Origin of the sequence: Roseateles terrae (assembly GCF_014192155.1) — a bacterium.
In the GTDB taxonomy this organism is placed as follows: Bacteria; Pseudomonadota; Gammaproteobacteria; order Burkholderiales; family Burkholderiaceae_C; genus Roseateles; species Roseateles terrae.
This window is the reverse complement of sequence record NZ_JACHXO010000009.1, coordinates 234,358-256,015: the sequence shown is the minus strand read 5'-3', so window position 1 is coordinate 256,015 and position 21,658 is coordinate 234,358. Positions and strand designations below refer to the sequence as shown.

19 protein-coding genes are annotated in these 21,658 nt (G+C 65.2%); 12 read left to right on the top strand and 7 right to left on the bottom strand.

Annotation, left to right across the window (positions count from 1 at the left end; all coding sequences use genetic code 11):
* Window positions 1-700: 700 nt before the first annotated feature.
* Genes FHS28_RS21895 through FHS28_RS21880 form a run of 4 tightly spaced genes read right to left on the bottom strand, consistent with a single transcriptional unit; the run spans window position 701 to window position 2,900 of the window.
* The gene (locus tag FHS28_RS21895) at window positions 701-1,306 is read right to left on the bottom strand and encodes a DUF1349 domain-containing protein (RefSeq protein WP_246410435.1); all 606 of its coding nucleotides are present in this window, start codon (window positions 1,304-1,306) and stop codon (window positions 701-703) included.
* A 21-nt stretch (window positions 1,307-1,327) separates the two neighbouring features.
* Window positions 1,328-1,624 (bottom strand): YciI family protein, encoded by a 297-nt coding sequence (locus FHS28_RS21890; protein WP_088453770.1) that lies wholly within the window; start codon window positions 1,622-1,624, stop codon window positions 1,328-1,330.
* A gap of 11 nt (window positions 1,625-1,635) precedes the next feature.
* Window positions 1,636-2,088 carry a nuclear transport factor 2 family protein gene (locus tag FHS28_RS21885; protein ID WP_088453771.1) on the bottom strand — a complete coding sequence of 151 codons (453 nt, stop codon included), beginning with the start codon at window positions 2,086-2,088 and terminating at the stop codon, window positions 1,636-1,638.
* A 14-nt stretch (window positions 2,089-2,102) separates the two neighbouring features.
* On the bottom strand, window positions 2,103-2,900 hold the full coding sequence (locus FHS28_RS21880; protein WP_088453772.1) for an SDR family oxidoreductase: 798 nt from the start codon (window positions 2,898-2,900) through the stop codon (window positions 2,103-2,105).
* A 201-nt stretch (window positions 2,901-3,101) separates the two neighbouring features.
* Here FHS28_RS21880 and FHS28_RS21875 point away from each other — a divergent pair, with 201 nt between their 5' ends.
* The 3 genes from FHS28_RS21875 to FHS28_RS21865 all read left to right on the top strand — a co-directional run bounded on the left by FHS28_RS21875 (window position 3,102) and on the right by FHS28_RS21865 (window position 7,107).
* Window positions 3,102-4,172, top strand: coding sequence for an AraC family transcriptional regulator (locus FHS28_RS21875; RefSeq protein ID WP_221194166.1), 1,071 nt, complete (start codon window positions 3,102-3,104; stop codon window positions 4,170-4,172).
* A 222-nt stretch (window positions 4,173-4,394) separates the two neighbouring features.
* Window positions 4,395-4,853, top strand: a complete 459-nt coding sequence (locus tag FHS28_RS21870) for a (2Fe-2S)-binding protein (protein WP_088453773.1) — start codon at window positions 4,395-4,397, stop codon at window positions 4,851-4,853.
* Window positions 4,854-4,857: 4 nt separating this feature from the next.
* Window positions 4,858-7,107 (top strand): xanthine dehydrogenase family protein molybdopterin-binding subunit, encoded by a 2,250-nt coding sequence (locus FHS28_RS21865; RefSeq protein ID WP_088453774.1) that lies wholly within the window; start codon window positions 4,858-4,860, stop codon window positions 7,105-7,107.
* Between the two features lie 177 nt (window positions 7,108-7,284).
* Here the strand turns inward: FHS28_RS21865 and FHS28_RS21860 are convergent, their stop codons facing one another.
* Window positions 7,285-9,084 (bottom strand): hypothetical protein, encoded by a 1,800-nt coding sequence (locus FHS28_RS21860; protein WP_184295398.1) that lies wholly within the window; start codon window positions 9,082-9,084, stop codon window positions 7,285-7,287.
* A gap of 417 nt (window positions 9,085-9,501) precedes the next feature.
* On the opposite strand from FHS28_RS21860, the gene FHS28_RS21855 reads away from it, so the two are divergent.
* The 6 genes from FHS28_RS21855 (at window position 9,502) to arcC (ending at window position 15,462) form a co-directional block, all read left to right on the top strand.
* Window positions 9,502-10,152 (top strand): hypothetical protein, encoded by a 651-nt coding sequence (locus FHS28_RS21855; protein ID WP_088453776.1) that lies wholly within the window; start codon window positions 9,502-9,504, stop codon window positions 10,150-10,152.
* Window positions 10,153-10,233: 81 nt separating this feature from the next.
* Window positions 10,234-10,545: a hypothetical protein gene (locus FHS28_RS21850; protein ID WP_246410434.1), complete on the top strand. Its 312-nt coding sequence runs from the start codon at window positions 10,234-10,236 to the stop codon at window positions 10,543-10,545.
* 191 nt (window positions 10,546-10,736) lie between these two features.
* A complete protein-coding gene (gene arcD / locus FHS28_RS21845; protein WP_088453777.1) occupies window positions 10,737-12,164 on the top strand; it encodes an arginine-ornithine antiporter in 1,428 nt (475 codons plus the stop codon).
* 52 nt (window positions 12,165-12,216) lie between these two features.
* Entirely contained in the window at window positions 12,217-13,470 is a 1,254-nt protein-coding gene (arcA, locus tag FHS28_RS21840; RefSeq protein WP_088453778.1) for an arginine deiminase, read from the top strand.
* Between the two features lie 41 nt (window positions 13,471-13,511).
* Window positions 13,512-14,522 (top strand): ornithine carbamoyltransferase, encoded by a 1,011-nt coding sequence (locus FHS28_RS21835; RefSeq protein ID WP_088453779.1) that lies wholly within the window; start codon window positions 13,512-13,514, stop codon window positions 14,520-14,522.
* 10 nt (window positions 14,523-14,532) lie between these two features.
* Window positions 14,533-15,462, top strand: a complete 930-nt coding sequence (arcC, locus tag FHS28_RS21830; RefSeq protein WP_088453780.1) for a carbamate kinase — start codon at window positions 14,533-14,535, stop codon at window positions 15,460-15,462.
* On the opposite strand, the gene FHS28_RS21825 is transcribed toward arcC, so the two are convergent.
* Window positions 15,450-15,785 carry a hypothetical protein gene (locus FHS28_RS21825; protein ID WP_088453781.1) on the bottom strand — a complete coding sequence of 112 codons (336 nt, stop codon included), beginning with the start codon at window positions 15,783-15,785 and terminating at the stop codon, window positions 15,450-15,452. The genes arcC and FHS28_RS21825 overlap by 13 nt on opposite strands.
* A 450-nt stretch (window positions 15,786-16,235) precedes the next feature.
* On the opposite strand from FHS28_RS21825, the gene FHS28_RS21820 reads away from it, so the two are divergent.
* Window positions 16,236-17,276, top strand: a complete 1,041-nt coding sequence (locus FHS28_RS21820) for a DUF7453 family protein (RefSeq protein ID WP_184295395.1) — start codon at window positions 16,236-16,238, stop codon at window positions 17,274-17,276.
* A gap of 25 nt (window positions 17,277-17,301) precedes the next feature.
* On the opposite strand, the gene FHS28_RS21815 is transcribed toward FHS28_RS21820, so the two are convergent.
* Window positions 17,302-19,056 carry a M61 family metallopeptidase gene (locus FHS28_RS21815; protein WP_088453783.1) on the bottom strand — a complete coding sequence of 585 codons (1,755 nt, stop codon included), beginning with the start codon at window positions 19,054-19,056 and terminating at the stop codon, window positions 17,302-17,304.
* 263 nt (window positions 19,057-19,319) lie between these two features.
* On the opposite strand from FHS28_RS21815, the gene FHS28_RS21810 reads away from it, so the two are divergent.
* Window positions 19,320-20,969, top strand: coding sequence for a sulfatase-like hydrolase/transferase (locus tag FHS28_RS21810; RefSeq protein ID WP_088453784.1), 1,650 nt, complete (start codon window positions 19,320-19,322; stop codon window positions 20,967-20,969).
* Window positions 20,970-21,103: 134 nt separating this feature from the next.
* A complete protein-coding gene (locus FHS28_RS21805; protein WP_088453785.1) occupies window positions 21,104-21,649 on the top strand; it encodes a hemerythrin domain-containing protein in 546 nt (181 codons plus the stop codon).
* Window positions 21,650-21,658 lie beyond the last annotated feature (9 nt).

Below are 21,658 nucleotides of genomic sequence, written 5' to 3'. Positions count from 1 at the left end.
GCACGCTCACGCACCTCGGGTGAGAACTTGTTCGACTTGCTCATGGCTCAATCCTCTCAGAGTGTTGAGCCTCCTCAAAACCCGGGTTGATTCAGGTTGATTCAGGTCGCTTGGATGCTACCGACGATGTTAAACGGCACGGGTACCAAGCGAAGCTCGTCACCCCCATCAACTCTCAGCGCACCGGCAACGATCCAGCCATCTCCAATGTCCGGCGTGCCAGGCAAGCTCGCAGAGCCGAATTCGAGCGAGCCCGCTTGCGTCCATCCGGTTCCTCTGTCGCTGCCGGGCACGCCGTCAGAGAGATGAAGGTAGGCGGCCTTAAAGCTGATAGTCACCACGTCCCCCAACGAGTAGACCGATGCGACCCTGGAGTCATGAAATTCGAGGCCGCAATTCATTGAGTCATTCTGTCCTGTTTCAGCCGCCCGAAAGCCGCCTGCGGTGACCGGCCGCTTGTGGCCGACAGCGGACACTCCAGGTTGGATGCTCGAGTGTCTGCATTCGCGCAACGCCGCCCTTCATGACGGATGGTTGGGCATTTGCAGTCCCACTGAGCATCGTCGGCGCGAGTAACCACAGCCGGCTTCCGTAAGAGTTCAGAGATCAATGAGCATGCGATTCAGACTTGAGAATGCAAGGTTCCGATAGGTCCTTGATCCGCCGACAGGGTCAGTCCAGACATGAGTGGTTTTCGACATCAAAGCAGGCGCCCGGGTTCGAAGTGCAGGAAAGAAAACTCCGCCTCATACCCTGCGGCCTTGGGGCTGCAGGCGTACAGCCCACACGAGACGGACGCCACGGATGCTCTGTCATGCAGGTGGGCCATGCGCAACTGCTCCCAATGCTCGCCGTCGAAGGAAGACTCAGCGATGAAATCGTTCGCCTCTCCACGCACGCGGAACCAGACAGTTTGAATCTCCTTGCCGATGGGCTGCGTGGACCAGTCCGAGTACTGCCCATTGGTGACCACGACGCCGAGTCGATTGGCGCCGTCGGGTTCGAACTCGACTGAAGTCTTCAGCCAGCATGACGGTGACAAGCGCACCATCAGGCCTGCCTGGTCGTATTGATGCTTGGGGCGGAAGCTCACCTTCGTCGTCAGCACGAAGTCACCAACGGCCTCCAGGAACAGAAAGTGGCCGTTGTCCGCCTCGAATCCGTAGTGGGTCCGCTGCCAAAAGTCGGTCCCAGGATCGGAACAGATCCTCAGCGCCGTCGGTGCAGATTCGATGCTCCAGCGTTGCGGCTCACAGTGCCAACCCAGGCGCGGGTTGAGCCTACCGTCGGCGATGAGGTCGCGCATCGGGGTGTCCGGCATGTCGTGTCAGCCCCGCGATTTCAGGGTGAGCATGTCGAAGTGCTCGTAATGCCCGACGCCATGCTTCACCACCGGATCTTCCGAGGTGAAAGCCGCGATGTCCTGGTCGTCAGCGATCTGGTAGAGCGACACGCCATAGCTGCCCGCAGGGTCTATGACCGGCCCATGCGCGACGATGACCCCCCGCGCCAGGAGCTCATTCATGTAATCCCCGTGGCGCTTCATCAAATCACGCTCCTCGGTCGTCATCGTTGCCAGGAAGTCAGGCCGTGGCGGCAGGTATTTACAGAGAAAGTACTTCATTGCAGGTCCTTTCAGGCAGAGGCGGTTGGCGTGGCAGTGGCCATACGACGACTGGCCTCAGCGGCCAACGCCGCCAGCGCACTGGCGGGACGGATCATGACCATGAAGTCGGTGATCTGGCCCTCCGCGTTGAATTCCACCATATCCATACCGACAAGCGGCTCGGCGCCGACACGGGCGGTGAACTCCATGACATACCCACTGGCCCGGCCGAAGTGCCGCTCGTATTTGAAGTCTTCCATCACGTCGAACACCGTACGCAGGATGGCCACCATCGGGCCCTTGCCGAGGAAGGCGTCGAACGCAGCCGGGTTTCGGAAGCGGACGTCATCCGTCAGCAGGAGCGGCAGGCGATCCCAATCCAGATTCGCCACGATGCGGTGCCACTCCAGCAGAGCAGATTGCGCGGCGGCGTGGGGCTGTCCGGGTTGCAGGCAGACTTGATCGATGAATGCTTGTGACATGTAACGGCTCTCGATCAGGCGGTTTCAACACTTTTGAGGATGGAGCCCTCAAACATCCTGGGTGCATAGCTCTGCAGGAACAGGAACATGCCGGTCATCTTGCCGACGGGGTTGCTGAACCGGGGTTCGCGAGTGCCGATCAGCTTGGTGATGGTGTTCACCACGGCGTCCGGCGCCTGGGCCTCATCGATGCCCTTTTGCGTGGCGGCATTTGCTTTGCGCCGGTAGCTGTCGTAGTCGGAGATGCGGCCGCTGGCCTTGACGGCATGGTTGGCCAGGTTGGTCTTGAACCAGACGGGCTCGACCATGCTGACCTGGATGTTGAACGGATTCAGTTCGAACCGCAGCGACTTGAAGAAGCCTTGCACGGCATGCTTGGAGGCCGTGTAGAAGGACAGGTTGGGCGGACCGATCAGGCCGACGATGGAACTGACGGTGATGATCTGACCGCTCTTCTGGGCCCTGAAGGTCGGCAGCAGAGCGTTCGTTACTTTCACCGTACCCCAGAAGTTGGTCTCGAATTGCTGACGGGCTTGCTCCAGGGGCGTTTCCTCGGCGAGCCCGGTCACCATGTAACCGGCGTTGTTGACCAGCACGTCCAGTCGGCTGGCTTGGCGTGCCAGTTCCTGGGGGAGAGCACCAATGGAGGCGTCATCATTCAGGTCCAGACGAATCAGTTTGAACGGAAGGTTCGGATACTTCTCAGGATCACGGCTGGTGCCGATGACGTGGAAGCCTTGCGCATGCAGCCGGGTGGCCAGCATCAGGCCGAATCCGGACGAAGCGCCGGTGATCAGGATGGTCTTCTTCATAAAGGAGGCTTTCCGAGGATGCGGCGCCTTCTGGGCGCCTGCAGTGGGTGGCTGTGTTGATGATGGGTCTACTGTGCCGACGCCGCGCTTCCCACACACTCGCCGAGCGCGCCAATTCGCATGCGCAACGCGCCAAGCTCCGTGTGGAAGTTGGCGCGTTCCGCTGATGCAGCGGTGAGGGCGGACTTATAGACTGGCGGGATGGAAGACGACACCCCAGGCACGAACGGCCGCCTCGGCCACGCTGGTACTTTTGCAGTCTGGCCCGGATGGCTGCTGCTGATGCACGACGCAGGCGTCAACGCCGCCAACGTGCTGCGCAGGGCGCAATTGCCCGGCGACCTGTTCAGCCGCACCAGCATGCGCCTGGACTCGGTCACTTACTTCAAACTCTGGGCGGCCATCGAGGAAGACGCGGGGCCGGAAGGCGGACCAATGCCCTTGCGCCTGGCTAAGCGCATGACGTCAGACTGGTTTGAGCCGGAGCTGTTCGTGGCCCTGTGCAGCGACGACATGAACGGCGCCCTCGCCCGCCTGGCCAAATACAAGCGGCTGGCCGGACCGATGGCCTTGCACGTCGATCGCACCGAACAGCACACCGTCGCCACTCTGGAGTTCCTTGACCGGGCCCCGCCGCCACCGCCCGTGCTGATGGCCTTCAAGCTGGTGTTCCTGGTCCAGTTGGCTCGCCTCGCCACACGCGGCACGATGCACCCGGTGCGGGTGGGCTGGCCGCAGCCTCCGCAGTCAGCCCTCGATGCGCGCGCGTACGCCGACTATTTCGGCGTCTCGGTGGAGAAGACGCTGGTGCCAACGGTGGTGTTCTCCGCTGCCGATGCCCAGCAACCCTTCCTCACCGCCAACCACGGCATGTGGTCTTTCTTCGAGCCCGCCTTGCGCCAGCGACTGGAGGACCTGCACCGCCATGCGACCACGGCGGACCGCGTCCGGAGTGCCCTGCTGGAAGCCCTGCCCGCTGGCGAGCTGTCGATGCAGGCGGTGTGCCGGAAGCTGGGAGTCAGCAGCCGGACCTTGCAGCGCCGGCTTCAGGAGGAAGGGACCAGCTTCCAGCAAACCCTCGATCAGCTCCGCAACGCGCTGGCCCACCATTACTTGCAGAACTCGGTGATGTCGGGGGCCGAGATCGCTTTCCTACTCGGGTTCGAGGACCCCAATTCGTTCATCCGTGCCTTCCAGGGATGGACCGGAAGCACGCCCCACGCAGTGCGCCAGGCCCACTCGGCCTCGAAGGGGCTGACGACTCCATCGTGAGGCTTGCCAGAGGGAGCCAGGAGCGATCCCACCGCTGCAGCGCAGCACGGTCGTTGCCAAACGCCTGATCCTGGGCAACCCCCTGCCGCGACGCACTCGCACTGCACGCCAATCCATCTGCCGAACGCGCCTGCGGCTTGTGAAGGTTGGCGCGTTTTGCTGATGCCCGGCGCAGCCGGCATGTCTAGACTCGGAGAGCGCCCTTCAACCGAAAGTTCCAAGATGAAACTCACCGTCAACGGCAAGACCCAGGTGGTCGATGTCGAACCGGATATGCCTTTGCTCTGGGTGCTGCGCGACGAACTCGGCATCACCGGCCCCAAGTACGGATGCGGCATGGCCCAGTGCGGCGCCTGTACCGTGCATGTGGACGGCACGGCGGTGCGCTCCTGCGTGACGCCGGTCGGCACGGTGCAGGGCGCTGTGACGACCATCGAAGGTCTCGGCAGCCCGGAGGCCCTACATGCGGTGCAACGCGCCTGGATCGAGCATCAGGTCGCCCAATGCGGCTACTGCCAGTCCGGGCAGATCATGGCTGCCGCCGCCTTTCTGGCGACGCAACCCAATCCAACGGACGAGCAGATCGACCAGGCCATGTCGGGCAACCTCTGCCGATGCGCCACCTATCCGCGCATCCGGCAAGCAGTGAAGTCCGCAGCCGCGCAACTGAAGGGAGCCTGACGCCATGGCCACTCTCGCCCGCATTGCCCGCCGCAGCTTCCTGGTCGGCGCCGGCGCCCTCGCCGCCGGTCTTGCTGTCGGCACCTATGTTTACAAGCGCGATCCTGCCAATCCCTTGCTCAAGGACCTGCCCGAGGGCGCGCACACATTGAACCCCTATGTCCGCATCGACGCGGCCGGCATCACGCTCATCACGCCGCGCGCCGACCTGGGTCAAGGCGCCTACTCGGTGCAGGCCGCGCTGATCGCGGAAGAGCTCGATGTGGCCTGGGGCCAGTTCCAGGTCGAGCCGGGCCCACCGAGCGCGGCCTATTACAACGGCACGGTGATGGCCGAGGCGTTCCCCATTGCCGCTACGGCCGACACCTTCATGGCCCGAACCGGGCGTGACGCGGCCGGTGTCATGGGCAAGATGCTCGGCCTGCAAATCACCGGGGGCTCGTCCACCGTGGCGGACGCCTTCGACCGACTGCGCGTGGCCGGCGCCGTCGCACGTCAGATGCTGCTGGCAGCAGCCGCGGAGCAGACCGGCATACCGGTGTCGCAGCTCAAGACGGCCGAAGGCCATGTGCTTCTGCCCGATGGACGGCGGCTGGCCTATACGGCGCTGGCAGCAGCGGCAGGTCGCCTCAAGCCCGCGTCCGACGTGGCCCTCAAACCGGCCGGCGAATGGAAGCTGCTCGGCAAACCGATGAAGCGGCTGGATATCGTCGCGAAGTCGACAGGCACGGCCACCTACGGTATCGACCTGCGCATGCCGGGCATGGTCCACGCCACCGTGTGCACCAACCCGCGGCTCGGTGGCGGCGTGCTACGGATCAATGGCACTAAGGCCTCGGCGGCCAAGGGCGTGGTGAAGGTGGTGCCGATCAGCGGCGGCGTTGGCGTGATCGCCAACAACACCTGGCGTGCCTTCCAGGCAGCCAAGCTGCTGGAGATCGACTGGGGCCCAGCCCCCTACCCCCTGACCTCCGCAGCCATGTTCGAACAGGCCAGTGCATCGTTCACTGAAGAGCGACGCAACAGCCGGGCCAAGGATGAGGGTGACGTCGAGGGCACGCTCAAGGCGGTGGATCCGGCCAGGCTGCTGCAGGCCGAATACCGGGTCCCCTACCTGGCCCATGCACCGCTGGAGCCGATGAACGCGGTGGTGCAGCTCAAGGACGGCCGACTCGACATCTGGACGGGCACCCAGATTCCACGCTTCGTCGTGGCCGGCGCGGCTGCCGTCAGCGGCATTGCCGAAGACAACATCCACGTGCATGTGCAGATCATGGGGGGCAGCTTCGGCCGTCGCCTGGAAGACGACTACGTTCGCCAGGCCGTGGAGCTGGCCAAGGCCTATCCGGGGGTGCCCATCAAGATGACCTGGACCCGCGAGGAAGACATGACCCATGACTTCCCCCGACCGCTGGCTGTCGCCCGCGCCCGGGGCGCAGTGAACCAAGGACAGGTGCACGCGTTTGACCTCGGCATTGCGGCGCCATCCGTCAATGCCTCACAGCTGGGGCGTCAGGGCCAGCCGGCCATGGGCCCCGACATGGCCATCGTCGCCGGCGCCTGGGACCAGCCGTTCAGCATTCCCCACTATCGTGTCACCGGCTACCGCGTTCCCGAGATGGTACCGGTGAGTTCCTGGCGTTCTGTAGGTGCCTCGGGCAATGGTTTCCTGCATGAATGCTTCCTCGACGAACTCATCCATTCCGCTGGCGCCGACCCGTTGGCCGAACGGCTGCGACTGTGTTCACACGAGCCCTCCAGGCGTGTGCTGAAGGCCGTGGGCGAGTTGTCGGACTGGGGGCGACCGCTGCCCAAGGGCAGTGGCCGCGGGCTGGCATTCACCCTGTCGTTCGGAGTACCTGTGGCCGAGGTGGTGGAGGTGACCGCGACGCCCTCAGGCATCCGCATTGACAAAGCCTTCATCGCCGCGGAGGTGGGGCAGGTGCTGGACCCGGTGAACCTGGAGGCGCAGATGAGCGGTGGCGTCCTGTGGGGCCTCAGCCATGCCATGTTCGGCGAGCTAACCTATGAGGACGGCATGCCGCAGCAGACCAACTTCCACACCTACCAGAGTCTGCGTCTCTACCAGACGCCCCAGGTGGTGACACGCGCCCTGCAGACAACCGGTCGCATCAAGGGAATCGGTGAACCCGGGGTACCGCCCGCCGCGCCTGCGCTGGCCAATGCCATCTTCGCCGCCACCGGACAGCGCATCCGGGAACTGCCGCTGCGCAAGCACGTCGAATTTGTCTGACGCCCGGCTCGGCGCCGGCGAGGTCTTGGCCGATGAGCTGACGCCGCAGGTCAGACTGGGGCAATCAATGCAGCCCGGCGTGCATCTGCAAACGTGCGAGTCATCATGATGGCGGCGGCAGGCGGTACGCGCATGCAACGACAACCTGCGCCATCTTCGTTACCAAGGCGGCGCCAATCACACCCCTGGCGGCAGCACGGTGATGCCATATCCCGCCAAGCGTCCCACCAGAAGGGGCGGCGTATTCGGGCTTGCAGAGCCCGCGCCGCCTGTATCGAGTTGGTTGCGAGCCACCAGCGCTGCTGCCAACTTCGCCCCGCCATCGCCATTGGTCGTTGCGAAGACCCGCAGGATGGCTGCGCGCGCGGCCAAGCCACGTGCGGTAGCCGCAGCCGGAACGTTCCCGCCAAACCTTCCAAGCATGGCATTGAACTTGTCGCTCAGTGATACGCTGAAGGGCGCCATGAGCTGCTGCTGCATGGTCGGCGTGCAGTTGATCCGAAGGTCTACTTCATGCGCCCGCGTGATTTCTCCTGATCCCGCTGTTCCTGCGTGAGCCAATGCCGCCAGTACATCAGCGCTCTGCGGTTGCTCACGTTTTCCGATGACCGCGGTCACGCCATTGATGATCGGACGCCCCGCCGTACTCCACGCATGGTGCCAGGACTGGTCGGCCCCAACGACGTCGTCCCCGGCCTGGATGTGACCGGCCAGCGCGGGATCGACCGGGAGGGCAGCCAGTCGCTTGGTGCCGTACATCTGGAAGTACCAGCGGTTATGGACGTCGGCTGCGCCGCCCACGCCGACATCCTCCACGTTCCGGTTGTAGTTCTCCAGGGTGACGTGGTCCCCGCCACTCTTCATGACGACGCCGCCGAAATGGGTCCCCCAACTCTGCTGCCCCGGATTCATGTATTGATTGTTCTGCTCATTGAACTGCCGAATGTCGCCGCCCCCAAGGTCGCGAAATGCCCCCAGTGACATGCTGCCGTACATGTCGCCGATGTCAGGGTCGGCAAACGCATTGATGCCGAGTGCCAGCTCCTGTGCTTCCATGGCCGCTGCCGCCACCGGTCCGGCGTGCGCCCGCTCGTGCGCCACCTGATTGTTGACATTGGCCGGGTCCGGCAAGGGTACGTGGGGCGCGCCCATGGGGCCGCCCGGCGGCGGCCCCATATGATTGGCGGTGTCCATCAACTGGCCGCCCAGCACGCCCGGTGCCGGGGTATCTCCGCGTGCCACCTGATGGGCCAGACGCTCGTAGACATCGTCCGTGCGGGCGCCCTGGACCGTATCCGGTGCGCCCGGATTGAGCTTGACAGGCGTGGTGGAGTCATTGGCGCCCGTCAGGCGCGACGCCACCGCATCGCAATTCATCGAGGTCGAGAACGCGGCCGCCGGCGTGACCTCGACCAGTACATGCAGCGCACCCAGGTTGCCGGCTTCGGGCACCTGCACGGTATTTCCCGCATTCGTCGCCAGCATGTTCGCGCCGGTCCGCGCTCTCAGCTGTTCATTCGCGGTGATGACCAGATTGGGCTCCGCAAAAAACACCCTGGGTTGGCGCCCCGTCAGGTCCACGTCCTCGATGGCCAGCCTGCCATCGTCGGCGATGCGCAGAGTGGCGGTCGGGCCCGCGCCCAGCGGCGGATTGTCGTCCACCACGTTCAGGGCACCCGCTGCATTGCGGTGCGATGTGCTGCCCAGATGATGCGCCATGGCCGGAAGCGTCGAGTTGATGGCGATGTTGGCGGCCGCCTGGTTCGCATGGTCCACGCGGAAGTAGCCTTGAACCACCGGACGTGACGGCACCTGACTCTGCCCAGTGCCCAATAGCCGCGACATCAGCTGGCGCTGTGCCAGCATCCGGGGACTGTTGTCGATGGCCGAGCCCGTTTGGCGAGGCGACACGGCTGCTGGATCTGCGGTGGCGCTGCCCTTGGCCCGATCAGCCGTGATGCCCATTGCATGAACCATGGCGTCTCTCTCCTTTGGGCCGCTGGTGGCCTGCATCCTCAAGCTTCGCCTGGAGGACTGTGGGTGGACGCGCGTGCGGTGAACATCCGGGAATTGCTGATCTTTGCCCGCACAAAGTCTGATCCGCGATAGGCTTGTTGGGCTAGGCGTTCATGTGGGCCGCCCACGGAGGAAGTTCATCACCGTCACCTCGCACGCAAATGTTCAACCGTGCGCTCCCATTCCTCCACCGAGACATCCAGCCGAGACTCTACAAACTTGCGCAGATCCGACACATCGAGCACCCCGCGAATGTCGGACGTGTTCTCCACACCACCCGTCCCAAGCCCATGGCTTGGTAAATCACGCCCCTCCCTTGGGGGATGACGCTCATACATGCGCTATAACCCAGGCCGACAGGATCCCGCCTGACCGCCCATGACCGACGCCGTTCTGCACCGCCCTCCCCGCACCCGCCTCCTCATTGGTGCCGCACTGGCATTGCTGGTGCAAGGCGTTTGGCTCGGCATGCTGCGCCTGGAACGCGGCGCGCCAGCCGCCGGGCCGCGCGCGGGGGTCCGTGTGCGGTTGCTCCCGGATCCCACCGTGCAGCCGACCCCACCACCCGCGGCCCGGATCGCTCCCCCGATGCCGCGGTTGTCCCCGCGCCCTCAAGCGCCGGTGCTGCCGATCGAGGACTTTGCGGATTCGGCCCTCAGCCCGGCGACGCCTTCACCGGCCAACTCGCCCAGCGTGAACACGCCGGCCAACAGCGCCGAACCCCGCACCCGCCTCAATCTCGCGCTCCCGCCACGTGCCGCTTCCAGCCCGGTCGAATCCGTGGCCGAGCAGGCCACCCGAGACCCGCGAGCCAATCGCGAACGACGCGGCGTGGAATGGGCGGTGCAAGACGCCACTGACAGCCTGCCGGTCGTCATTCAATCAGGGACGAGCGGCTCCGGCACCACCCTCATCCGGCAAGGCAGCAAATGCATCCGGGTCACCGAGAACCGTGTCGCCGCCCTCAACCCCATGGAGGATCGACTCAAGGGGGCGCCATCGCTGGCCGGGAGCTGCTTCAACAAATGAGCCACTGGCCGGCAGGGGACCGGCAATATCCGGAATGACCTGCAACATCCGGCCATTGGCGCACAGGCGAAAATTTCGTCCATGACCTCCCCCATCCGCCTCCTCACCATCGATCTGTCCGACGGCTCCGACGACGTCCAGACCATCGAAGCCATGGCCTCGACCCGAGAGGCCCAGCATGCTGCGGTGATGGCCGAGGTCGATCACCTGCTGGCCTGGGCGCGGCGCGAGTTCCCCGGCCAGCAAGGACCGGTGGAAGAGGGACACGTCTGGGACGACGAACTGCTGATCCAGAAAGAGTCAGACGGCTGGATCACTGTGACCCTGACGCTCAGCGCTTCCGCCGAGTTTGCTGAAGCCTTCATGGGCATCTTCGGCGACACCGACGACTGACCCTCGCGCACCGCGCGCGCCCAGGCCCTGTAGTGCCCTCCAGCGCCATTGCACGCTGCCGATCCGACAAATATCAGAAAACCGATCGGTCCTTCTCGGCACACCCACGCCGCATCGACATACTGCCCTCAAAGACCACGGCGGCCCCACCGCACGGAGTGACGCGCCGCTGACCTTTCTTGGAGGAAAGCATGTCGGACTCACGCGCGCGATTGAAGCTGCCCGCATTGACCGCTCTGGTGGTCGGTTCCATGATCGGCGGCGGGATCTTCTCCCTGCCCCAGAACATGGCCGCCAGCGCAGCCCCCGGCGCCATTCTCGTTGGCTGGGCCATTACCGCGGTGGGCATGCTGATGCTCGCCCGCGTCTTCCAGAGCCTGTCCCTGCGCAAGCCGGCGCTCGACTCCGGTGTGTATGCCTATGCCAAGGCCGGCTTCGGCAATTACATGGGCTTTTCGTCCGCCTGGGGTTACTGGATCTCCGCCTGGCTCGGTAACGTCAGCTACTTCGTGCTGCTCTTCAGCACCCTGGGCTTTTTCTTCCCCGGCTTCGGAGAAGGCAACACCCCCCTCGCGGTCGGCTGCGCCTCGCTGCTGCTGTGGGGCGTTCACTTCTTGGTGCTGCGCGGCATCAAGGAAGCCGCCTTCATCAATCAGGTCACCACGGTCGCCAAGGTGCTGCCGCTGATCCTGTTCATCGTGATCACCGCCGCGGCCTTCCGGATGGATGTCTTCACCGCCGACTTCTGGGGACGCGCCGGCGGCAAGCTCGGCAGCGTCATGGACCAGGTCCGCAACATGATGCTGGTCACCGTGTGGGTGTTCATCGGCATCGAAGGCGCCAGCGTCTGCTCGGCCCGGGCGGAGCGACGCAGCGATGTCGGCCGCGCCACGGTCATCGGCTTCGTCGGCGTGCTGGCGCTGCTGGTGCTGGTCAACGTGCTGTCGCTGGGCATCCTGCCGCGGGAGACCCTCGGTCAACTGCGCAACCCTTCAATGGCACCGGTGCTGGAACAGGTGGTCGGCCATTGGGGCGCCGTGTTGATCAGCGTCGGTCTGGTGGTGTCGCTGGCAGGCGCGCTGCTGTCGTGGACCCTGCTCTGCGCCGAGATCCTGCATGTGGCCGCCAAGGACCACACCATGCCGACCTTCCTTGGCAAGGAAAACGCCCGCCAGGTACCGTCCTCGGCGCTGTGGCTGACCAACGGCCTCGTCCAGCTCTTTCTTGGTGTGACCCTCATCAGCAACTCCACCTATCTGAGCCTGTTGCTGCTGGCCACTTCGATGATCCTGATTCCCTACTTCTGGTCGGCCGCCTATGGGCTTCAGCTGGCCTGGAGCGGTGACACCTATGAAGGTCAACGCCCGCAGCGGCGCCAGGACCTCATCAGCTCGGCGGTGGCCGTCCTCTACGCCTGCTGGCTGATCTATGCAGGGGGGCTGCAGTACGTCCTGCTGTCCAGCCTGCTGTATGCGCCGGGCGCCGTGTTCTACGCCAAGGCCCGCCGGGAGCGCGGCGCGCAGGTGTTCACCCGGCTGGAAGCCGCCGTGTTTGCGGTGGTGCTCGTCGGCGCCATTGCCGCCGCCTACGGACTGGCCACCGGCCAGCTCCACCTCTGACCGTGACCGCTCCAGGTCACCTCTGATTCAACCGCTCAAGGAGGACTCTTTCATGTCCACATTGCTTCCCGGCGTCCACTCCGAAGTGGGCCCACTGCGCAAGGTGCTGGTCAGCGCCCCGGGCCTCGCCCATACCCGCCTGACGCCCAGCAATTGCGACGAACTGCTGTTCGACGATGTGATCTGGGTCAGCCAGGCCAAACGCGACCACTTCGACTTCGTCACCAAGATGCGTGAACGGGGTGTCGAGGTGCTGGACATGCTGGACCTGCTGAATGACGTACTGGCCAATCCGGAAGCGCGTGAATGGATCCTGTCGCGCAAGCTCACAGCCGATCTGGTCGGCCCGGGCCTGGCCGATGACGTCGGCCACTGGCTGCGCGGCCTGCCGCCCGCGGACATGGCGCAATACCTGATGGGCGGCGTTTCGGTGCGCGATCTGCTCCAGGGTCTTGGTGGCTCGGCTTCGCTGCAGATGCTGGCGGATTTCATGGGACCAGACAGCTTTGTGCTGCCGCCGCTGCCCAATGCGCAGTTCACCCGCGACACCAGTTGCTGGATCTATGAAGGCGTGACGCTCAATCCGATGTACTGGCCCGCGCGTCGTCAGGAGACCCTGCTGGCCGCCGCCGTCTATCGCTTCCACCCCACCTTCACCGAGACCGGCGTCAAGGTCTGGTGGGGCGATGTTGACCGGGACCACGGTCTGGCGACCCTGGAAGGCGGCGACGTCATGCCGATCGGCAATCGCGTCCTGCTGATCGGCATGGGGGAGCGGACCTCCCGTCAGGCGGTCGGCCAGCTGGCGCTGCAGCTGTTCAAGGAAGGTGCCGTGGAACGGATCATCGTGGCCGGCCTGCCGCGCTCCCGGGCGGCCATGCATCTGGACACTGTCTTCAGCTTCTGCGACCGCGACCTGGTGACGGTGTTTCCGGACGTCGTTTCCCAGATCGTCCCCTTCAGCCTGCGGCCCGATCCGTCCCAGCCGATGGGTCTGGACATCCGCCGCGAGACGCAGCCTTTCATCGACGTCGTAGCCGAGTCGCTGGGGCTGAAGCAACTGCGTGTGGTGCAGACCGGAGGCAACAGCTATGCCGCCGAACGGGAGCAATGGGACGACGGCAACAACGTCGTCTGCCTGGAACCCGGTGTGGTGGTCGGCTACGACCGCAACGTGCACACCAACACGCTGCTGCGCAAGGCCGGCGTCGAAGTCATCACCATCAGCGCCAGTGAACTCGGACGCGGCCGCGGCGGCGGGCATTGCATGACATGCCCGCTGGTGCGCGATCCGGTGTCGTACTGATCGCGCCGCCCCGTCAACCCATTCCCGCACAGGAGCCTTCCATGGCCTTCAACCTCACCCATCGCAGCCTGCTCAGTCTGATGCATCACACCCCGCGTGAGCTGCGTTATCTGCTGGACCTGGCCCGCGACCTCAAGCGCGCCAAGTACAGCGGCACGGAACAGCCGCTGCTGCGCCGCAACAACATCGCCCTGATCTTCGAAAAGACCTCCACCCGCACCCGCTGCGCTTTTGAAGTGGCGGCCCATGACCAGGGCGCGAGCGTCACCTACATCGATCCGTCGTCCTCACAGATTGGCCACAAGGAAAGCATGAAGGACACCGCCCGTGTGCTGGGGCGGCTGTATGACGCCATCGAATACCGGGGCTTCAAGCAGGAGGTGGTCGAGGAACTGGCCCGCTACGCCGGCGTGCCAGTGTTCAACGGCCTGACCGACGAATACCACCCCACCCAGATGCTGGCCGATGTGATGACGATGCGCGAGCACAGCGAGAAGCCGCTGCATCAGATCAGCTACGCCTACCTCGGGGACGCCCGCAACAACATGGGCAACTCGCTGCTGCTGGTGGGTGCCAAGCTGGGCATGGACGTTCGCATCGCCGCGCCCAAGGCCCTGTGGCCGCACGACGCCCATCGCGAAGCCTGCGAGGCCATCGCCAGGGAGACTGGCGCACGTCTGACCCTGACGGAAGATCCGCTCGAAGCGGTGCGCGGCGTCGACTTCATCCACACCGACATCTGGGTGTCGATGGGCGAGCCGGTGGAGAAGTGGGCCGAACGGATCGAGCAGCTGCTGCCCTATCAGGTCAACCGGAAGATCATGCTGGCCTCGGGCAACCCGCGGGTCAAGTTCATGCATTGCCTGCCCGCTCTGCACAACGACGAGACCCACCTCTGCCAGCAGATCGCGGCGCAGTATCCGAACCTGGCTGGCGGCGTCGAGGTGACCGAGGACGTCTTCGAATCGGACTTCAACATCGCCTTCGAGCAGGCCGAAAACCGCATGCACACCATCAAGGCCGTGCTGGTGGCCACCCTGGCCGATCTGTGAGGGCCGCATCATGAGGATCGTCATCGCCCTGGGCGGCAACGCCCTGCTCCGGCGTGGGCAGCCCATGACGGCCGAGAACCAGCGCGAGAACGTGCGGATCGCCTGCCAGCAGATCGCCCGCATTGCACCGGGTCATGAACTGGTGATTGCGCATGGCAACGGGCCGCAAGTGGGGCTGCTGTCCCTGCAGGGCAGTGCCTACGACCCCGCCCATCCGTTCCCCCTGGACGTGCTGGGCGCACAGACCGAAGGCATGATTGGCTATCTGATCGAGCAGGAGCTGGGCAACCTGCTCTCGCCTGATGTCGCCTTGGCCACCTTGCTCACCCAGGTGGAAGTGGATGCCGCCGATCCGGCCTTTGCGCATCCGACCAAACCGATCGGCCCGGTCTACCGCCGGGAACAGGCGGAGCCACTCGCCAAGGTGAATGGCTGGACGATCGCCCCCGATGGCGACGGTTTCCGGCGGGTGGTGGCGAGTCCGCGACCGAAGCGCATTGTCGAGATGCGGCCGCTGCTGGGCTTGCTGGCGCAGGGCACGGTGGTGATCTGCGCCGGCGGGGGTGGCATTCCGACGCTGTGCCGGGACGGGCAGCTCACCGGCGTGGAGGCGGTGATCGACAAAGATCTCTGCGCGGCCTTGCTGGCGCGTGAGCTGAAAGCCGATCTGCTCATCATTGCCACCGACGTGGAAGCCGTCTGCACGGACTGGGACACGCCGAACCAGCGCGCCCTTGCGCAGGCCCATCCGGATGCGCTGGAACGCCTGCCGTTTGCAGCGGGCTCCATGGGACCGAAGGTGCAGGCCGCCTGCGAGTTCGCGCGAGGGACCGGGCGATCGGCGCTGATTGGATCACTCGCGCAGATTGAGGCCATGATGGCCGGTCAGGCGGGAACTCGCGTCAGCGTGGAGCGTGAGGGCCTGCATCAGCGCAGCTGATCCAGCTTCGGCCCGAGCCGCTGAGACAGCCGCTCCTGCACCGAATGCACCAGGGCGCGGGCGGCCTCTTCCGAGGCGCTGCCGGCCAGCTTTTCCTCGATCGCAAAGTGGAGGAACAGCAGGCCACGCAATTTGGTGAAGGCGGGCGTCTCCTCCACACCCAGCAGCTCGGTGTGGTTGTCGAGGATGTGCCCCAGCACGGTGGGATCCAGGAGCCGCACCTTGCAGACCAGCGCGAGCTGGATGATCTCCAGATCGACGGCATCGACCTGATGCGCCCATTCATCGGCGGTATGCGGATTGCCGGAAGACGTTGAGGACATGAAGGACTCCTAGCGGCTGAGATGCTCTTTAGCACTCACCACCATAGACCTTCGCGGCACCTGCCGGGTCGATTGCGAGGTTGCGAACCCTCCCAACGTTGACCGAGATCAATCGCGGCGACGCCCCACAGACAGCACTTGCCCAGCCATCGGTCGCTCCAAGCCACGCAAGCGCCCACACCCTGCCGCAGAGCTTCTCGATCACTGCGCACTCGGCGCGGCGTGATTGATGGAGGGCGGACTATCGGACGAAGCCTTCCTTTCTGAGGCAGGGGGAGATCGTTTTCCGCCAGCCAGAAGGGTCTGATCCGGCAGCTGAGAGAGAATCTTCACGACCCGCGACCCGCGACCCGCGACCCCACAAGCCACCTGCTGACTGCCGGCGGCATTCCCTCCCAACGGCACAGCCGCTGCAGTTCCTGGAATGTGCCGGCCTCATGGAATGACTGCATGGCAACAACTGCTGACGCCCTCCCCTACGCCCTGATGCCAGTGGCGCGCACCGACGGTCGGTTCTCCGACTTCAAGCCTTACGTGCCTTCGATCAATGACGCCGGGGTGGTGTGCTTTCAGGCGGGCTTGAGGAACGGTGGCACGGGACTATTCACGGCCAAGGCAGGGGGAGCCGAGGTGGCAGAGATCGCCGTCAGCGGCAGTGCCTCATGCCCGGTTGCTGCATTCACCAGCCATCCGGACATCAATGACCACGGCGATGTGACGGCCTATGCGCGGTTGCCGTCTGGCGATGAGGTGCTGGCGCTGCTCAGGCCCGGTGCGGCCTGGCAGATCGTCGGTTCGCGCCAGGGGCTCTACGGCATCGGCCCGTTGGGTCCCACGATGAATGAAAGCGGCAGGGTGGCGCTGCGCGCCACGACAGCGCGGGGCACTGCGTCCATTGAACTGTGGGATGGTCATCAGTTCACCAGTGTGGCCGAGGCCGGCGACACCTTCAGCGGCTTTGCCGGTCTGCCAGTCGTCAATGCGCAGGGCGATGTGGCTTTTCGCGCCAGCCTGCGCGACTCCAGAGAAGGCGTATTCTTGCGCACCTGCGACGGCTTGTGCCGCCCGGTCGCCGTCACCGGTGGCGATTTCGAGGACATTGCGCCCTTTCCCACCCTGAACGACCTTGGCGCCGTCGCCTTCGTCGCCCGCCCCCGCAGCTCGGCGGACTGGGGCATCTACGTCGCCACCTCCGACGGCCTCACCTGCTGGCGCGGCCCATATCCGGATTTCGCGAGCTATCGCGGCGTGCTGATGAACCGCCAGGGTCCGGCGGTGTTCTACGGCACCCCGACCGGGGGCACGCTTGGCATCTACAGCGGCTCGCGTCCGAAGGCGCAACGCCTGCTCGGGCTGGGCGACCCGTTGCTGGGCTCGACCGTCACCGACTTCGCCTTGAACCCCGTGTCCGTCAATGAGCGCGGGCAGATTGCCGTCCGTGTGGCGCTGCAAAACGGACGGCAGTACATCCTACGAGGTGATCCGCGCTGATCAGCACACCGCCCCAGCGCATGTCTCAGGAACGCGGACGCCGAATCCATTGCTGGCATGCAGCATCACTCCCCGCCCCGGCCCGCACGGAGAGCAGGGGCAATCGCTCAAAGGTTCCGTCCACAGGCAGGTAACGCAGGGTTTTTGTCTCACCATCCACGGTCACATTCAGCTCGATTTCTTTGGTGACTTCACCGCCGAAGATGGACCATCCCTTCAGCATCATGCCCTCCTTCAACCCCGCCTGGGCGGCGGGTCCTTGCGGTATGACGCCCGTGGCCACCACGGGCGGACCGCCCTTGATCTTCGACACGTCGAATCCCGGTGCCCAGCGCGGCACATCGGCCCATCCGACTGTGAAACACGGGCCCGCCAGCCCCTCCTCCAAGGCCAGGCCGCGTCCCTCTTCCACCGTCGCCTTGACCTGCTGGCGGGGTGCGTCACCCAGCCGTGTGGTCAGCGCTGCCAGTACCCGCTCGTGTGCGGCGCCTGCCTTCATCGCCTGCTGACGCGTCAGCAACAATCCGCGCAGCACACCGTCCAGCCCTGAAGGATCCTGCTCCCGCAACGCACGGTCCCAGGTCATCGCCAACCATTCGCCGCGCACATACATCTGACTGCCGGCCGCACGGTCGCTGAAGAACCGCGGCGCAATGCTGTCTGCCGTCGCATGGCGCTCCGGTGAACGCCAATACTTCCGAAACACCTGCGTCAATTGCTCGGCATATTGGTCGAGTGTCCAGACGCCAGCCCCGAGCAGCAACCGGTGGGTGTAGTAGTCGGTGAACCCTTCCGACAGCCAAGAGTGATGCGCCGCCTGCTCGGGTGAGTCGTTCTGTCGTCCGCCGAGACGGCCCGGCATCCACTGATGCAGGTTCTCGTGGCCGATCAGGGACTCGAACGCCGCATTGTGCGGGCCGAAGTCGCGGCTGACATGCAGCACGGCCGTCTGACGGACCAGGGTGCCGCCGTTGTTCCAGCCATTGTTGGGGATGCGCACGATCGTCTGCTTCGGAGCCTCGGTATCGCCCCAGAAGCGCCGGTGCGCTGATATGAGTTGCACCACACTGTCGGCAAACGCGACATCCGGTGCCGCCTGCGTGCCGCGGCTGGCGACGATCACCGCGCCGCCGGGCCCCTCCCGGCGCTCCACACGCCAGCCGGGACCGCCTCCGTAGAACGCATGTCGCAGCCCCGCATGGGAATCCTGCAGCGAGATCTGCGCGTCCGCCTGCACCCGCCCATTGAGATCGCTGCCGATTAAGGGGCCCACCTGACCCTCGGGCTGCACCAGCGTTACACACATCCGGCCCACACGCCGGTCATCGAACGATTCCACGGACGGCAGCGCGCCATAGCCGAAGAACTGGAACCAGTCGGCACCGATCTGAGTGCGATACATCTGTTCCTGGTCCTGGACCTTCCCGTCGTCGGGATCTGGCAGTGCTGCGAGGATCTGATAGCGGACGGTGACCAGCCCCTCGGGCGCGTGCGTCACCTGCCATCGATGCGTGTCCTCCGGTGTGACGGTCACGCCTGAAGGCTGCTCAGGGGACGGCCGCCAGGTCTGACCGTAATCCTGGATGCCGGCCCATCCCACCTGCAGTCTCAGCCAGCTCTCAAAACGTCGCTCCGCGGCGAAGGTCATGGCCACCTCCAGCCGGCGCGGCTGGGTGTCGTAGCGGGGCGCGATGCGATAGGAGACATCGCAGGTGGATTCGGCGGCAGCCGGCATCGAGGCCAGCATCAGCAGCGTGAGGAGGGCAATGAGTCGATGCATTCCGCCATGCTAATGAATGCCCTTGAATTTGACTGACGGGACCAACCCGCAGCCTTGGCGGAGCGGAGCTTGATGCGTGAACGTCGGTTTTTGAGTCGTCCGACCTCCGTCTTCACTGATCGGCATCGAGGACGTCGCGGCTAGCATCCTCGGGCCGCTGCCAAGTGGCTGCCCCGCGCCGTTGCGTTCCGGTGCAACGCCCGGGCCGCCGTCCTGAGCGGACGCGCCCTCGCCAGCGGCCTGCCTGTGTCTCTCCTGCCCCCATGCTGAACCGTCTTCCTCTGGCCCTCCGCCTCCGCTCCCGCCCCCGCATCACGCCCCTGGTCGCCGCAGCCCTGCTCTGCCTGACCCTCGCCGGCATCCTCATCCTCACGTATGAGAGCCACCGCGTCGCGCAGGTCTTTGTCCTGGCGCTCGCACCGCTGCTGTGGCTGCGCTGGCCGCTGACGTCTGCCCGCCTTGCTGCGCTGCGCTTCCTCGTGACGACGGCCCTGGTGGCGGTGTTCCTGCTGGACGCCGCCGCCCGCCTCTACCTGCAGCAGGCCTATCAGGCCGCCCCGGACAGCGCCCTGGTCATCGCCGCCGTGGCCAACACCACGCCGCAGGAAGCCAGGGAATATCTCACCGCCAACGGCCGCGCGATGCTGCCGCTGGCGGGCGTCTTCCTGATCGCCGCAGTCGCCCTCACCACGCTGGTCTGGCGCAGCGGCACTCACCGGTCCGCCCTGCCTCGCTGGCAGCGCCGGGTCCTCGGCCTGCTGGCGCTGCTGTGCCTCGCCGCCCTGCTGATCAAACCCTGGCGCCGCCATCACCCGCTGATCTTCTGGCCGCAATGGGCCCAGTCGGTGGCGGATCTGCAGCGGAGCTGGTCCGACCAGCGCCAGGACCGGGAACAACTGCTGGCCAACGCCCGGGCGCAGTCTCCGGTCTTGAGCGTGGAAGGCCCCTCCACCGTCGTGCTGGTGCTGACCGACAGCGTCAACCGCGACAACATGAGCCTGTACGGCTACACCCGTCCCACCACCCCGCAGCTGGAGTCGCTGCAACGCGAGGAGCAGGGCCGGATGCTGACCATCCGCCACGCCTGGTCCGCGGAATCGGGAACGGTGGCTTCGCTCAGCGGTCTGTTCAGCTTTGGCGACCGGGCGGTCGGGGAACCGGCCGGCAGCAGCCAGCACCTGCTGGCGCTGGCTCGTGCCGCGGGCTATCGCGTCTGGTGGATGAGCAATCATGACGACCTCGCCATCGAGCAGCAGCATGCCCGCCTGGCCGACGAGATGGAAATGATCAATCGTGCGCCCGGCCGGTCCACCGTCAGCCTGGACGGCGAACTGCTGGACTGTCTGGAAGAGGCGCTGGTCGATCCAGCGCCGCGGAAGCTGATCGTCGTCCACCTGCTCGGCGCCCATCCGCATTACGCCTTGCGCGCACCGGCGGCCTTCAAGCCCTTCGCCGACGGGGACGATAGCGTGGAGCAGGGGCTGCAGCGCGCCGGGCAACCGCTCTGGATCCGTTCCGCCCGCCGCGCCTACGACACCGCGATTGCCTATCACGACACCGTCGTGGCTCAGTCGCTGCGTCTGACCCGCCAGCACACGCCCCGTGATGGACATGCCGCGTGGATGTTCCTCTCGGACCACGGACAGGAGGTCGGTCATGAAGTGGCCCGTGCGGGCCATAGCCCTGGCACCCCTGCCGGCTATCGGGTGCCGGCGGTCGTCTGGCGCAGCCAGTCCCCCTTCGACCCAGCACGCTCCGACGCCAGGTTCCGAGTCGACTGGGCCGCCTGGACACTCGCATCGCTGATGCACCTGCGCTGGCGGGAGCAACGTCCGGAGCGTGATGTCCTGGATCCGGCTTATGTCTGGCAGCCTCCGCTGCTGCAGGTCCGCGTCGCCCGTTATGACCGCTGACAAACGGACCAGGGGCCACATGCCAAGGTTCGCAGTGCGGTGATCTGAAAGAAAACATCGCGGGAGAACCCCGTGGGCATCGCGATTGCCAGCTGTCTCTATCGCAATTCTGCACATCCGCAAGGAGTTCCTTCATGCCCACGCAAGCCACGACCGCCAGCCGCAAGACGCCCGCCCGCCGCGCCGCCACCACGACCCGTCGTGCCACGGCCAAGAAGACCCCGGACGCCATTGCTCTGCTGCGCGCCGATCACAAGAAGGTGAACGACCTGTTCGAGCAGTTCAAGAAGACCCGTTCCGCCGCCAAGAAGAAGCAGATCGTCTCGCAGATCTGCCTGGAGCTGACGGTGCACGCCCAGATCGAGGAAGAGATCCTCTACCCCGAAGTGCAGGCCGCCCTGAAGGACAAGGAACTGGTGCCCGAAGCCAAGGTGGAGCATCAGAGCGTCAAGGACCTGATTGCCGCCGTGCAGGGCGTTGAGCCCGACGGCGAAGACTACGACGCCAAGATCACCGTCATGGGTGAATGGGTGAAGCATCACGTCAAGGAAGAGCAGAACGAGATGTTCCCCAAGGTGAAGAACTCCAAGCTCGACCTGGTCGAGATGGGTGAGCGCCTTCAACAGCGCAAGGAAGAGCTGATGGCCGAAATGATGAACGGCCAGGGCATGCCCCACTGAGGTCTCCCG